This is a genomic window from Streptomyces acidiscabies (genome assembly GCF_020010905.1).
GTDB classification, from domain to species: domain Bacteria; phylum Actinomycetota; class Actinomycetes; order Streptomycetales; family Streptomycetaceae; genus Streptomyces; species Streptomyces acidiscabies.
Genome location: NZ_JAGJBY010000001.1, coordinates 2,301,299 through 2,315,337 on the forward strand (window position 1 = coordinate 2,301,299; position 14,039 = coordinate 2,315,337).

At 70.5% G+C, this 14,039-nt stretch carries 9 protein-coding genes; 5 read left to right on the plus strand and 4 right to left on the minus strand.

Features of this window, described 5'->3' with window-relative positions:
• Positions 1-176: 176 nt before the first annotated feature.
• A complete protein-coding gene (locus J8M50_RS10805) occupies positions 177-2,114 on the minus strand; it encodes an amylo-alpha-1,6-glucosidase (RefSeq protein ID WP_010354819.1) in 1,938 nt (645 codons plus the stop codon).
• Positions 2,111-3,526 (minus strand): MGH1-like glycoside hydrolase domain-containing protein, encoded by a 1,416-nt coding sequence (locus J8M50_RS10810; protein ID WP_010354818.1) that lies wholly within the window; start codon positions 3,524-3,526, stop codon positions 2,111-2,113. The genes J8M50_RS10805 and J8M50_RS10810 overlap by 4 nt, the downstream gene beginning before the upstream one ends.
• 124 nt (positions 3,527-3,650) lie before the next feature.
• On the opposite strand from J8M50_RS10810, the gene J8M50_RS10815 reads away from it, so the two are divergent.
• The 3 genes from J8M50_RS10815 to J8M50_RS10825 all read left to right on the plus strand — a co-directional run bounded on the left by J8M50_RS10815 (position 3,651) and on the right by J8M50_RS10825 (position 9,091).
• Entirely contained in the window at positions 3,651-4,871 is a 1,221-nt protein-coding gene (locus J8M50_RS10815) for an ROK family protein (protein WP_010354817.1), read from the plus strand.
• Between the two features lie 363 nt (positions 4,872-5,234).
• Positions 5,235-7,955, plus strand: coding sequence for a pyruvate, phosphate dikinase (ppdK, locus tag J8M50_RS10820; RefSeq protein ID WP_010354816.1), 2,721 nt, complete (start codon positions 5,235-5,237; stop codon positions 7,953-7,955).
• A gap of 227 nt (positions 7,956-8,182) precedes the next feature.
• Positions 8,183-9,091, plus strand: coding sequence for an oxidoreductase (locus J8M50_RS10825; protein WP_010354815.1), 909 nt, complete (start codon positions 8,183-8,185; stop codon positions 9,089-9,091).
• Between the two features lie 27 nt (positions 9,092-9,118).
• Here J8M50_RS10825 and J8M50_RS10830 read toward each other — a convergent pair whose 3' ends face one another.
• Both J8M50_RS10830 and J8M50_RS10835 read right to left on the minus strand, forming a co-directional pair.
• A complete protein-coding gene (locus tag J8M50_RS10830) occupies positions 9,119-10,888 on the minus strand; it encodes a SulP family inorganic anion transporter (protein ID WP_010354814.1) in 1,770 nt (589 codons plus the stop codon).
• The gene (locus J8M50_RS10835) at positions 10,885-11,490 is read right to left on the minus strand and encodes a carbonic anhydrase (RefSeq protein ID WP_029184009.1); all 606 of its coding nucleotides are present in this window, start codon (positions 11,488-11,490) and stop codon (positions 10,885-10,887) included. The genes J8M50_RS10830 and J8M50_RS10835 overlap by 4 nt, the downstream gene beginning before the upstream one ends.
• Before the next feature lie 246 nt (positions 11,491-11,736).
• On the opposite strand from J8M50_RS10835, the gene J8M50_RS10840 reads away from it, so the two are divergent.
• Entirely contained in the window at positions 11,737-12,570 is an 834-nt protein-coding gene (locus tag J8M50_RS10840) for a response regulator transcription factor (RefSeq protein ID WP_010354812.1), read from the plus strand.
• The gene (locus J8M50_RS10845; protein WP_010354811.1) at positions 12,567-14,039 is read left to right on the plus strand and encodes a sensor histidine kinase; all 1,473 of its coding nucleotides are present in this window, start codon (positions 12,567-12,569) and stop codon (positions 14,037-14,039) included. The genes J8M50_RS10840 and J8M50_RS10845 overlap by 4 nt, the downstream gene beginning before the upstream one ends.

The following is a 14,039-nucleotide window of genomic DNA, read 5'->3' on the forward strand; positions in this document are numbered from 1 at the left end:
TTCACCCCCCAGGGGCAGAAGCAGGCAAACACAGGGCAAACGACGGCCCAAGGGGCAACTCAATCGCCCTTGAGGCTCGCGACGGGCCTGCATATATCAGGGGCGCGGGGAACTGCGCGACAAGCCACAACGGACCCGCAGCCGCCAGACAACCTCCCGAGGCACCCCGAACCGCGCTAGGCCCCACCCACCGCAGTCAACAAAGCCAACGGCGTAGCAGCGGACCGCGATTCGCGAACGCACGCGTGCGGATAAGGCACAGGTACCCCCTGCGTATCCCTCCCGTACCCCGCAAGTACCTCCGGCAGCCGATGCCCGGTAGCAGTAGCCGCATCGACCAACGCATGAGCCACGGTCCGAGCCTCGTCATGAAGCCCGTACCGAGCCAACCCAAGAGTGATGAGCGCGTTGTCATGGGGCCACACGGACCCCCGATGGTACGAGAGAGGGTGATACGCGGCCTGCCCCGCGGCCAGCGTCCGCACACCCCACCCGGAGAAGAAGTCGGGTTCGAGCAACCGCCGCCCCACGACCTCCCCGTACTCCTTGTCGAGCAGCCCGGACCAGAGCAGATGCCCGGCGTCGGAGGCGATGGCGTCGACCTGCCGCCCCTCCCCGTCGAGCGCGAGCGCGGGGAAGGACGCGTCCCGCATCCAGAAATCCCGCTGGAACCGGTCCCGCAGATCCGCGGCGGCCTGTTCGAGCAGAGCGGAGTACGTCTCGTTCCCCCAGGCGGTACGTGATACCCAGGCGGTACGCCGAAGGGCGTCATACGCGTACCCCTGGGCTCCTGCGGCCATCACGGTCCCCCGTACCCGGGTCCCGTCGGCGGAGCAGATCGCACCGGGGGAGTCCTTCCAGTTCTGGTTGGACAACCCACCCTGGTCGGCGCGGTAGACGAGGTACCCCCGGGAGGACAGCCCCCCGTGATCGAGCATCCAGTCGACGGCGGCACGGGCATGGCCCTCAAGCCGCCGAGCGAGGGCGAGGTCCCCGGTCTGCTCGACGTACGCCCCGAGGAGGACGAGGAACAGGGGCGTCGCGTCGACGGACCCGTAGTACCGCCCGTACGGCACCTGCTGGAAGTGCGCCAGCTCCCCGTGCCGCACCTCGTGCACGATCTTCCCGGGCTGGGAGACGGCGTGCGGCCCGGTCTCGGTGGCCTGGCTCGCGGCCAGCGCCAGCAGCGTCGCGCTCGCCAGCTGGGGCCGGTACGGCAGAGCGAACAGGGACGTCAGCAAGGCGTCCCGCCCGAGGAGCGCGAGGAACCACGGCGCCCCGGCGGCCGGCACCCGCAGCTCCTCCCCGTCGGGCCCGACGGCGGGCACCTGGAGCGCGGCGAGGTCGGCGAGCCCCCGGGCACAGGCGGCGGCCAGCTCGGGCCACCCGGTGGGGAACGCGACCCCCTGGATGAACTCCCCTTCGAGAGCCATGAGTTGCTCACCGACGGCGGCGGGCGACCGCGGCACGCGCAACGCCCGCTTCTCCCCGTGCGGCCGGGCCATCACCCGCAAGGTCACCTCGGCGGCCCCGTGCGGCTCCAACTCCAGTGACCACACGAGCCGTCGGGCCCCGGTCCCGGTCTCCTCGACCCCGTCGGGCGCGGGGTCGGCCGTAACTGTCGTACAGGACCGCCACTCACTGCGCTGATACGTGAACTCGACCCCGTCGTCGAGGACTTGACGGCGCCGGACGATGCCGGTCTTGGCGTAGGTGCGGTGGTCGGAGCGGAGTTCGAACTGGTCGGCGAAGTCCGCGTCGGCGGTGACCGCGAGCCGTACGACGGTCGGCACCGGCCGGTTGCTGACGACCCGCAGCGATTCGATGAACGACCCGTCCCCGACGGCCTGTTCACGGAAGAGCGTGCAGGACGGCGGCTCGTTGCGCCCGCCGCGCGGGACGAGTACGCACGAGGCGGTGTCCCCGGCGGTGACGGGCGTCAGCGCCTCCGGCACGGCCCCGTCGACGGTGAGCTGCCAGCGGCTCAAGTGCCGCGCGTCGCGCACGAAGAGGCCTTCCAGGGAGGTCCCGGAGCCTACGCCGCTGATGTCTCCACGGTCGCCGACGGCGGCGAACGTACCGCCGTACACGAGCAGATGATGCCGGTCCGTCATCCCCGGTCCCCTCCCTTGGTCCCCGCAATGCCCATGTCTGACATGTCGTCAAGTTCTGTGTCGTGCAGCAGATCCAGTGCGAGCGCGGCGGTCCAGCCGAAGCCGGTCGCCCCGCAGGCCTCGCCGGTGTACGGGTCGACGTACTCGGCGAACTCCGAGGTGTCGGCGGCCCGGAGGAAGTCGGCGCGCAGCGCATCGGCCCGCAGGGTCTCGCCGTGCTGCCGAAGTCCCCGCTCCAGCAGCCAACTCGTGTTGAACCAGGCGGGCCCGCGCCAGTAGCGGTGTGGGTCGAACGCCTCGCCCAGCAGGTCGTAGGAGGGGACGAGCCGCGTGGACGTCCCGAGCCCGAAGTGCCGTCCGCACAGCGTCCGTACGACCGCCTGCGCGACGTCGCGCGGCAGGCCGGGCAGCAGCAGCGGGACGAGGCCGGAGACGCCGCGCTCGCGGATCAGGTCGCCGCCGACGACGTCCCGGCAGAAGAACATCCCCTCGGCCGGGTCCCAGAGCCGGTCGAGGAGTGCGGTCGTGAGGCGCTCGGCGCGCGCGTGCCGTGCGGTGCCGGTCGCCCCCAACTCGTGGGCGATACGGGCGAGTGCGTGCTCCGAGGCGACGAGCAGCGCGTTGAACGCGGGGTCCTCGACGGCGAACTCCCGCGCCCCGTCGGCGTATTGGCGGTCCCGGTAGTCGGCCGCGAGCCGGACGTACCGCCCGTAGTCGAGGTCCGTCGGCCGGTCCTCGGGAGCGCCGTGGTCGAGGTCCGCGCGCCGGAAGGACCGCGCGGGGGCCGGTGTGATCCGCGCCAACGGGGCGTCCCAGCAAGGGGAGTTGTCCATACCCTGTTCCCAGGGGTGGACGACGGAGACCAGCCCGCCGCCCCCGAGGTCGCGCCGGTGCAGCAGATAGCGGTGCCAGGCCGCGAGCTGTGGGTAGACCCGGGACAGGAAGCCGCGCGCCCACGACAGGCCGGGGTCGGCGCAGTGCACCAGCCAGGCGGCCAGCGCGTGGACCGGTGGCTGCACGATGCCAGAGGTCTGTACCGTGCGCGGGGCACCCGCCGCGCGCCCGGCGACCGAGGAGCGCCAGAAGTCGGGGCTCGGGAAGTACGCGTCGAGCGGGACGGAGGGGTTGAAGACGATGTGCGGGATCCGGCCGTCGCCCCACTGGGCCGCGAGCAGCGTCTCCAGCTCGGTCTGCGCGCGCACCGGCGAGACGTGCCTCAGGCCGATCGCGATGAACGCGGAGTCCCACGACCACTGGTGCGGGTACAGGCTGCGCGAGGGGACCGTCGAGGTCCCGGTCCAGTTCTCCTGTAGTACCCGTACCGCCCTGGAGGGCGGCGACCCCGTACCACCGGGATCGTATGCAGTGGTGTGCCCGGCTGAGCGGGCGATGAGCTGGGCAGTGCGATCCACTCGGGGCTCCCCGACGACGACATGGCTGACCGGCCGGTTCGGTAGTGGCTACCGTAGGGTTACGTCTATTTAACACGCAAAACTCAATATGTAATGCAAGCTTGAGAAACACAAGGGGGTGCGCATGACCGGTCGTACGTCCGCACGGGGTCAGGTTCGGGGTCAGGCGAGCGCCGGAGAACTGCTCGGGCTCGTCCGCAGCGGCAGAGCGACGACGCGTGGCGCGCTCCAGCAGATGACAGGACTGTCCCGGGCCACCGTCGGCCAGCGGCTCGACCGGCTCTTCCGGGCGGGCTGGCTGCGCGAGGGCGCCGGGGGTCCGGTGGACTCACCCCTGGGGGGCAGGCCCTCCATCACCCTGGAGTTCGACGACGCGCACGCCGTAGTCCTCACGGCGGATCTGGATACGCGGCACGCCCGCGCGGCCGTCCTCACCCTCACGGGGGAGATCCTCGCCGAGCACTCCGGGACCCTCGTCATCGAGGACGGCCCGGACCAGGTCCTGGGCGAACTCGGCGGCTGGTTCGCGGAGTTGCTGGAGAAGGCGGGCCACCTGCCGGACGAGGTGTGCGGCATCGGCCTCGCGGTCCCCGGCCCCGTCGACATGGAGACCGGCCGCGTCGTCCAGCCGCCGATCATGCCCGGGTGGGACGGGTACGACATACGGGGCCGTCTCGCGAGGGCCTTCACCGACCGCACCGGCGCCCCGACGGTCCCGGTCCTCGTCGACAACGACGCCAACCTCATGGCGTACGGCGAACAGCGCGCCACGCACCCCGACTGCTCGGCGTTCGTGCTGGTCAAGGTGTCCACCGGGATCGGCGCCGGCGTCGTCGTCGGCGGCTCGATCTTCCGGGGGATCGACGGCGGCGCGGGCGACATCGGCCATATCCGGGTGGGCACCGACGCACTGTGCCGCTGCGGGTCGTACGGCTGTCTCGCGGCCGTCGCGAGCGGCGGCGCCGTGGCCCGCAGGCTCGCGGAGAGCGGGGTGCCGGCGGCGTCGGGAGCCGACGTACGGGATCTGCTCGCCTCGGGGCACACGGGGGCGGCGGCGCTCGCGCGGGAGGCCGGGCGGCAGGTCGGCGACGTGCTCGCCACCGTCGTCACCCTCCTCAACCCGGGCGTCCTGATGATCGCCGGGGATCTCGCGGGGACGCCGTTCCTGACCGGTGTGCGCGAGCTGCTCTACCAGCGGGCCCTGCCGCGCTCGACCGCTCATCTGGAGGTCGTGACCTCGCTGCTGGGGGAGCGGGCGGGGCTGATCGGGGCGGGGGCGCTGGTCGTGGAGCACCTGTACGCGCCGGAGCGGGTGGAGGAGCGGCTGATGGCTCTCGGGTATTAGACGGGTACCCCGCAGGAGTGATTCTCACCACCTTTGATCGGCGAGGTGCTCACATGAGCGGATCTTGAGCCGTTGCACTTCCTTAAAGGGTGGCACCCAGTGCCACCCTTTGATCGTTCATCGATCGAAATCATGCGTGTTGAATGGCGCTCATATGAGCGCTAAGCTGGGTTGAAGAGGGGGATTGATTTCAAGAAGTGAACACATGGCGGGTCTTTTTATTGCCCCGGCTTTACTTTCGATCCCGTGGTGCACGGCGGGTTACAGGCATGTGACGCGTGCCTGGACCTCCCGAGAAGCCTTTGATCTGGGTATGTTCCTCGTCGTCAGGGCAGCCGCCGCGTCCTTGAGGAGTCGAGAACTGTGTCGGAGAACAAAACACCGCAGACCCCGAAGTTCGTTTATGACTTCACCGAAGGAAACAAGGACCTCAAGGACCTCCTCGGTGGCAAGGGCGCGAACCTCGCCGAGATGACCAACCTCGGACTTCCCGTACCCCCCGGGTTCACCATCACGACCGACGCGTGCAAGGTCTACCTGGAGAGCGGCGCGGAACCCGCGGCACTGCGTGACGAGGTGAGTGCGCACCTCGACGCGCTGGAGGCGCGGATGGGCAAGAAGCTCGGCCAGGCCGACAACCCCCTTCTGGTGTCGGTCCGTTCGGGCGCCAAGTTCTCCATGCCCGGCATGATGGACACCGTCCTCAACATCGGCCTCTCCGACAGGTCCGTGCAGGGCCTCGCCGCGCAGGCCGGCGACGACCGGTTCGCCTGGGACTCGTACCGCCGCCTGATCCAGATGTTCGGCAAGACCGTCCTCGACGTCGACGGCGACCTCTTCGAGGAGGCGCTGGAGAAGGCCAAGCACACCAAGAAGGTCACGGTCGACACCGAGTTGGAGGCCGCCGACCTCAAGAAGCTGGTCACCACCTTCAAGAAGATCGTCAAGAAGGAGACCGGCCGGGACTTCCCCCAGGACCCGCGCGAACAGATGGACCTCGCCATCCACGCGGTCTTCGACTCCTGGAACACCGACCGCGCCAAGCTCTACCGCCGCCAGGAGCGCATCCCCGGCGACCTCGGCACCGCCGTCAACGTCTGCTCCATGGTCTTCGGCAACCTCGGCCCCGACTCGGGCACCGGCGTCGCCTTCACCCGCGACCCCGCCTCCGGACACCAGGGGGTCTACGGGGACTACCTCCAGAACGCCCAGGGCGAGGACGTCGTCGCCGGTATCCGTAATACCGTCCCCCTCGCGGAGCTGGAGACGATCGACAAGGCGTCCTACGACCGGCTGATGGCGATCATGAAGACGCTGGAGAACCACTACAAGGACCTCTGCGACATCGAATTCACCATCGAGCGCGGCCAGTTGTGGATGCTCCAGACCCGGGTCGGCAAGCGGACCGCGGGCGCCGCGTTCCGTATCGCGACCCAGCTCGTCGACCAGGGCCTCATCGACGAGACCGAGGCCCTCCAGCGCGTCACCGGCGCCCAGCTGGCGCAGCTGATGTTCCCCCGCTTCGACGAGCACGCCAAGGCCGACCAGGTCGGCCGGGGCATCGCCGCCTCGCCGGGCGCGGCCGTCGGCAAGGCCGTCTTCGACTCGTACACGGCCGTCAAGTGGTCGCGTTCGGGCGAGAAGGTCATCCTGGTGCGGCGCGAGACCAACCCCGACGACCTCGACGGCATGATCGCCGCCGAGGGCATCCTGACCAGCCGGGGCGGCAAGACCTCCCACGCGGCCGTCGTCGCGCGCGGCATGGGCAAGACCTGTGTCTGCGGCGCCGAGGAGCTGGAGGTCGACACCAAGCGGCGACGGATGACCGTACCGGGCGGGCATGTCGTGGAGGAGGGTGACCTCATCTCCATCGACGGCTCGACCGGCAAGGTCTACCTGGGTGAGGTGCCCGTCGTACCGTCGCCGGTCGTCGAGTACTTCGAGGGGCGTATGCACGCGGGCGCCGACGACGCCGACGAACTCGTCGAGGCCGTCCACCGCATCATGGCGTTCGCCGACCGCAAGCGCCGGCTGCGGGTGCGCGCCAACGCCGACAACGCCGAAGACGCCCTGCGCGCACGGCGGTTCGGCGCCCAGGGCATCGGCCTGTGCCGCACCGAGCACATGTTCCTCGGCGACCGGCGCGAGCTGGTCGAGCGGCTCATCCTCGCCGACACCGACGTCGAGCGCGAGGAGTCGCTGAAGGGGCTTCTCCCGCTCCAGAAGCGGGACTTCGTCGAGCTGTTCGAGGCGATGGACGGACTCCCCGTCACCGTCCGCCTGTTGGACCCGCCGCTGCACGAATTCCTGCCCGACATCACCGAGTTGTCGGTCCGCGTCGCACTCGCCGAGTCCCGCAAGGACCCGCACGAGAACGACCTGCGCCTCCTCCAGGCCGTCCACCGCCTGCACGAGCAGAACCCGATGCTCGGCCTGCGCGGCGTACGCCTCGGACTCGTCATCCCCGGCCTGTTCACCATGCAGGTCCGCGCGATCGCCGAGGCCGTAGCCAGCCGCAAGGCCGCCAAGGGCGACCCGCGCGCCGAGATCATGATCCCGCTCGTCGGCACCGTCCAGGAGCTGGAGATCGTCCGCGAGGAGGCCGACCAGGTCATCGCCGAGGTCGAGGCCGCCACCGGCACCGAACTCAAGCTGTCCATCGGCACGATGATCGAACTGCCCCGCGCCGCCCTGACGGCCGATCAGATCGCCGAGGCCGCCGAGTTCTTCAGCTTCGGCACCAACGATCTCACCCAGACCGTCTGGGGGTTCAGCCGCGACGACGTCGAAGCCTCCTTCTTCACCGCCTACTTGGAGAAGGGCATCTTCGGGGTCTCCCCCTTCGAGACCATCGACCGCGACGGCGTCGGCTCGCTGGTCAGGTCCGCAGCGGAAGCCGGCCGGCGTACCCGCCCCGACCTCAAGCTCGGCGTCTGCGGCGAGCACGGCGGCGACCCCGAGTCCGTCCACTTCTTCCACGAGGTCGGCCTCGACTACGTCTCCTGCTCCCCGTTCCGCATCCCCGTCGCCCGCCTCGAAGCCGGCCGCGCCGCGACCCAGTCGGAGGGCAGCGACCACCGCTGACCGACTCCCGGCCCCGGAACCGCCGTCGGTCCCCGACCCTCACCGATCGGCGGCGGTTCCGGTCCACAGGAGAGGGCGGCGCCCTGTGCGGGGGCGCCGCCCTCCGTGCGGTTCTTGTGCAACTTTCCGTACGCGGTTTCACGCTGTCCGTGCTGCGTACATACGCCGCCCCGACAGTGACCCTCCTAGGGTGGATAGATCACCACTTGAGGAGGGAGCAGCGGGCCATGGGCGGCTGGAGCACGGGGGAGATTCCGGATCAGGAGGGCCGTGTGGCGGTGGTCACCGGGGCCAACAGCGGCCTCGGGTACATCGCCGCGCGCGAGCTGGCGCGCAAGGGGGCGTACGTCGTCCTGGCGTGCCGGAGTGAAACGCGAGGGAAAGCGGCTGCCGAACGGCTGCGGGGCGAGGTGCCCGGCGCGGAAGCCGAGGTCCGCCTCCTCGACCTCGGCGACCTGCGCTCCGTACACCGCTTCGCGGACCGCTTCCCGTACGACCAGCTCGACCTGCTCGTCAACAACGCGGGCGTGATGGCCGTGCCGTACGGCACCACCGTGGACGGCTTCGAGACGCAGTTCGGCGTCAACCACCTCGGGCACTTCGCGCTCACCGGACTGCTGCTGCCCCGGCTCCTGCAAGCTGGTCCCGGCGCCCGCGTCGTCACCGTCTCCAGCATGATGCACGCCATGTCCAACGTGGACCTCCGCGACCCCAACGGCCTGCGCAGCTACCACCGTTGGACCGCGTACGCCCGCTCCAAGACCGCCAACCTCCTCTTCACCCACGCCCTCGCGCGCCGCCTCGCCGACGCCGGTTCCCCCGTCGTGGCCGCCGCCGCGCACCCCGGGTACGCGGCGACCGGGCTCGCGTCCGGGGTCGGCGGGCGCGGCAGCCGGTTCCTGATGGAGCTCGGCGACCGCTCGTTCGCCCAGTCCGCCGAGGCCGGCGCGCTCCCCATCCTCTACGCGGCCACCGCCGACGCCGTCCGCCCCGACTCCTTCACCGGGCCGTCCTTCGCGATGTGGCGGGGGGCGCCGGCGCCGTCCTGGCGGGCGCCGCGCACCCGGGACGACCGGGTGGCGGAGTGGCTGTGGGAGGTGTCGGAGCGGATGACGGGGGTGGGGTACGAGGGGTGAGGCGAGGGGGGTGAGGGGCGGGGCGGGTCACCGGTTGGCGTAATACCCGTACGACTCGTACGACTCCTGGGGTGACCCGTAGTACCCGTACTCCTCCGGTACCGGTGTCGTGTCGAGGTAGAACCACTCCGCCGTGGCGGAAGGGACGGGCGACGGTGTTGCTGCAACCGTTTTCTCCTGCGTTTCCACAGGCTCGTCGTTCTCGCGCCTCTCGTTCGGCATCAGCAGCTCCACCCGCAGCCCCTTCCCCCGCTGCTGCGCCACGAACTCCTCCACCTGGCTGCGGCACGCGTGGTCGAGGTGCGTCACCCCCGTCAGGTCGAGCCGGATGCGCGGCTTGCCCGCCTGCGCCGCGCCCTCCAGCGCCTCGATCACCTCGGGCAGCCGCAGGAACGTCGCGTTGCCGGCCATGACGACCTTCGCGGTGTCCTCCTCCTCGTGCCGCCGGATGACGGTCCGCGACATCCGTACGGCGAGCAGGACGATCCCGGCGGCGAGTCCGACCACCACGCCTTCCAGCAGGGCGGTCGCGACGATGACCAGCGTGGTGAGCGTCATGACCGCGAACTCGCCCCGGTCCTGCCGCCACATCTTCGGGAACTCCTCCGGCGCGAACAGCTTCCACCCGCTGTGCACGAGGACGCCCGCGAGGACGGAGATCGGGATCAGCGCGAGCACCTGCGGCAGCAGCAGCGCGAACGCCAACAGCCAGGCGCCGTGCAGGGTTCGGGACAGCCGGGTCTTCGCACCGGCCTGCACGTTCGCCGAACTCCGGGCCACGACAGCGGTGATGGGCAGCGCGCCCAGCAGACCAGCGACCGTGTTCCCGGCGCCCTGCGCGATCAACTCCGGGTTGTAGCGCGTGCGTTCACCGTCGTGCATGCGGTCCACGGCAGCGGCAGTGAACAGCGACTCGGCGGACGCGATGACCGTGAACGTCAGGATCGCCGTGATGATCCCGGCGTCCGCGAGCCCCGCGAACTCCTCGGGACCCGGCACATTGATCGAGGCCAGCAGGTTGCCGACCTGGAGCGTCTTCACCTCCACCCCGGGCAGCGCCGCGACCCCGATCCCGATCCCCACGGCGACCAGCGCCGCCGGCACCTTCTTGACCGGCCCCGGCGCCTTCTTCCACAGGAAGCTCAGGACGACGGTGACGACGCCGAGCCCGGCCGCGATCAGCGCCTGCGGGTTCGCGAACGTGTCCGCGAGGAGCCCGGGGACACCGGCCATGTTCTCGATCGGCGTGCCCGGCGCCTTCGCGTCCATCATCGGGTACGCCTGGCTGAACATCAGCGGCAGCCCGATCCCGGCGAGCATCCCCTGGACGACGGCCAGCGAGATCGCCTGGAAGAACCGGCCCAACCGGACCAGCCCCAGCACGATCTGGAGCAGCCCGGAGAACAGGACGATGACGCCGAGCATGGCAACCCCGTACTCCAGCACGGTTTCTGCCACCAATGCCGCCAACCCGGCGGCGGGGCCGCTGACTTGGAGCGTGGAACCCCGGGCGACGCCGACGACCAGACCGCCGATGACACCGGAGATGATCCCCAACTCGGCCGGTACACCCGAAGCCACGGCGACGCCGATGCACAGGGGGAGGGCGACGAGGAAGACGACGAGGGAGGCGGTGATCTCGGTGCCGAGGTCGGCCCTGGGCGCCTTCGGCTTCCGGCCGGCCGGGGAGGAGGCCGGCGGAGCGGGGTAGGGAGTGTCCGAGTATGCCGCTCCAACTTCCCTGCCCTGCCGCCGACTTCGCCCCCGGCCGACCTTCGCCGCGTGCGTCCCGCTCATGCCGCGTGCACCCGGAACGACCCGTCCGTGTCCAGCTCGTGCACCTGGCCGGTGTGGACCTCGTAGTACCACCCGTGCAGCCGCAGCCTCCCTTCCTCCACCCGCCGCCGGGCGACCGGGTAACTCCCCAGCTCGGCAAGCTGGTTGACGACGTTCAGCTGAGTGACGTCCGGGAGCGACGGCTCCTGCGGTACGGACTCCAGCGCGGGCGCGAGGCCAGGCCGGGCGAGGCTCAGCCAGGCCGCGACGCCGGGCAGCGTCGACAGGTCGTCCCCGGAGGTGATCGCGCCCATCGCCCCGCAGTGCGAGTGACCGCACACGACGACGTCCTGAACGCCGAGCACCTCCAGCGCGTACTCGATGGTGGCGGCCTCACCGGAGGGGCCCTGTCCGTCGTGCGGCGGAACGATATTCCCCGCATTGCGCAGCTCGAATATCTCGCCGGGCCGCGCGCCGGTGATGAGTGCCGGTATCACCCGCGAGTCCGAGCAGGTGATGAACAAAACCTCCGGACTTTGCCCGTCGGCCAGTTTCCGGTATTCGCCGCTTTCGAAGTCGACCCGCCGCTTGAACGACCGCGCACGGTCCAGCAAAGCCTGCACGATTCCTCCCGATGAACACATACTGCGGAGAAGATCCGCAGGTCAGAGGTTTGTGTTCCAGAACGTTAGAGGAGCGTCGGCCAGCGGAAGGTTAGCGGAACACTAAATCGCCGACAGTTGCCGGACATTTCTTGGCGCGCGCCGGCGGGCCGCTGAGTCGCTGCTCACAATTTCAAGGAACCGGGCGACGATTTCCGGTGCCTCTTGTACCGTGTCGAATCCATCGAATGGAAGAGACGGAAACGCATGGGTGGTGTACGAGTCCTGCTCATCGAGGACGATCACACGATCGCCGAACCGCTCGTCGAGGGGCTCGGCCACTTCGGACTGACGGTGCAGCACGTCGGCACCGGAGCCGAGGGGCTGCGGGGTCCGTACGGTGACGTCGTCCTGCTCGACCTGGGGCTGCCGGACATCGACGGCATCGACGTCTGCCGAGGCATCCGCGGCGTCTCCGAGGTCCCGATCATCATCCTCAGCGCGCGCGGCGAAGAGGCCGACCGGGTCCTGGGGCTGGAGCTGGGGGCGGACGACTACCTCGCGAAGCCGTTCAGCATGCGGGAGTTGGTGGCACGGATCAGGGCGGTGACGCGGAGGTCCCAACGGGTCAGCGGGGGAGGGGAGTTCGTTACGCCGGACGCTTATCCGGCGTACCCGGCACAGCCTGTCGTACCGAACAACGTGTACCCCTCAAGTCCTGACCCGGTGTACTCCTCCGCTGTGCCACCTGCCCAACCTCCGGCAGCCACCGGCCCGTTGGTCGTCGACCGGCGTACCCGGCAGGTCTGGGTCGGTGACGACCCCGTCGTCCTCACCCCCAAGGAGTTCGACCTCCTCGCCCTGCTCACCGAGGACCCCGGCGCGGTCTACTCCCGCCAGCAGATCCTGGACCGGGTCTGGGACCCCCACTACCAGGGGCCGACCAAGACCCTGGACGTCCATGTCGCCACCCTGCGGCGGAAGTTGGGGAACCCGGCGTGGATCCAGACGCTGCGCGGCGTCGGCTTCCGGCTGGCCGTGCAGACCCAGCCGCAGCCCCAGGCCCCGGCCCCCACCTACGACTGGACAGCGGCCCGATGACCCGCCGCCTGCTGCTCAGCTACCTGACGCTCGCCGCGCTGGTCCTGCTCTGCCTCGAAATCCCCCTGGGATACGTGTACTCGGGCGCGGAGCGCGAGCGGGTCGTCAACCAGGCCGAGGACGAGGCCGAGTCGGTCTCCGCGTACGCCTCGCTGTCCATCCTGACGGGGAACGCGGCCCAGGACCTCCCCGCCCGCGCGGCGCACTGCGCGGCACGCATCGGCGGCAAAGTGCTGATAGTCGACGCCGAGGGAGCCCTGCTGGCCTCCTCGCACCCCCTCACCGAGACGGAGGCGCAGGGCCTCGCCGCCTGGCCGGGTATCGCCGCCGCCCTCCAGGGCGCGGCCACGGCCGACGTCCGGACCTCGACCATCGGCGGCGTCCAGTACCTCGCGGCCTCCGCCCCGGTCCGGCACGGCGTCGAGTCGCAGGGCGCCGTACGGATCACGGTTCCGACCGAGATGGTGCACGAACGCGTCCACCACGTATGGCTGTTGCTCCTCGCGGGCGGCATCGCGGTCCTCGCGGCCGTCACCGTCGTCGGGTTCGCCATCGCGAGCTGGACGGGCCGGCCCATCCGCGAACTGGAGCGCGCGACCCGCGAGTTGGCGACCGGCGTCGCCGCCGACCCGGTCGCGATCAACGACGGCCCGCCCGAAGTCCGCAGCCTGGCCGCCACGTTCAACCACACGGCCGCCCGGCTCGAACATCTCGTGTCCTCCCAGCGCGCCTTCGCGGGCGAGGCGTCCCACCAGCTGAAGACACCACTGGCCGCGCTGCGCCTCAGACTTGAGAACCTGGAGAACCACATCGCGCTCCAGGCGCGCGGCAGCCTCGGCGCGGCGATGACCGAGACCGACCGGCTCGCGCGGATGGTCGAGGGCCTGCTCGCGATGGCCCGGCTCGACGAGAAGGCCGCCGAACGCGAACGCGTCGACCTGGACGCCGTGCGCGCCGAACGGCACCACGCCTGGCGGCCGTTGTACGAGCGGCACGGGGTCCGGCTCGCGCTCGCGGGGGAGCCGGTCGGGGAGGTGACCGCCGTGCCGGGCGCGGTCGAGCAGATCCTCGACAACTTCCTCTCCAACGCGCTGCGCGTCTCGCCCGCCGGTACCACCGTCTTCATCGACGTCCGCCGCACCGCGCAGCACGAACGCCGGTTCACCGCGCGGCAGTTCACCCAGCCGTTCGTGGAGGTGCACGTCATGGACGAGGGCCCCGGCATGACCGAGGAGCAGCGCCGCCGCGCCTTCGACCGCTTCTGGCGGGCCCCCGACGCCCCCAAGGGCGGCACCGGCCTCGGCCTCGCCCTCGTCCAGCGCCTGGCCCACGCGAGCGGGGGTGAGGCGCTGCTGAGGATGGCTCCGCTGGGGGGACTGGACGCCTTCGTACGGCTGCCGGCGAGGACCCCGGCGAAACCGACGCACCGCCCGGAGAGGGAACTCCAGGCGGCGCGTGGGCAGAGTTAG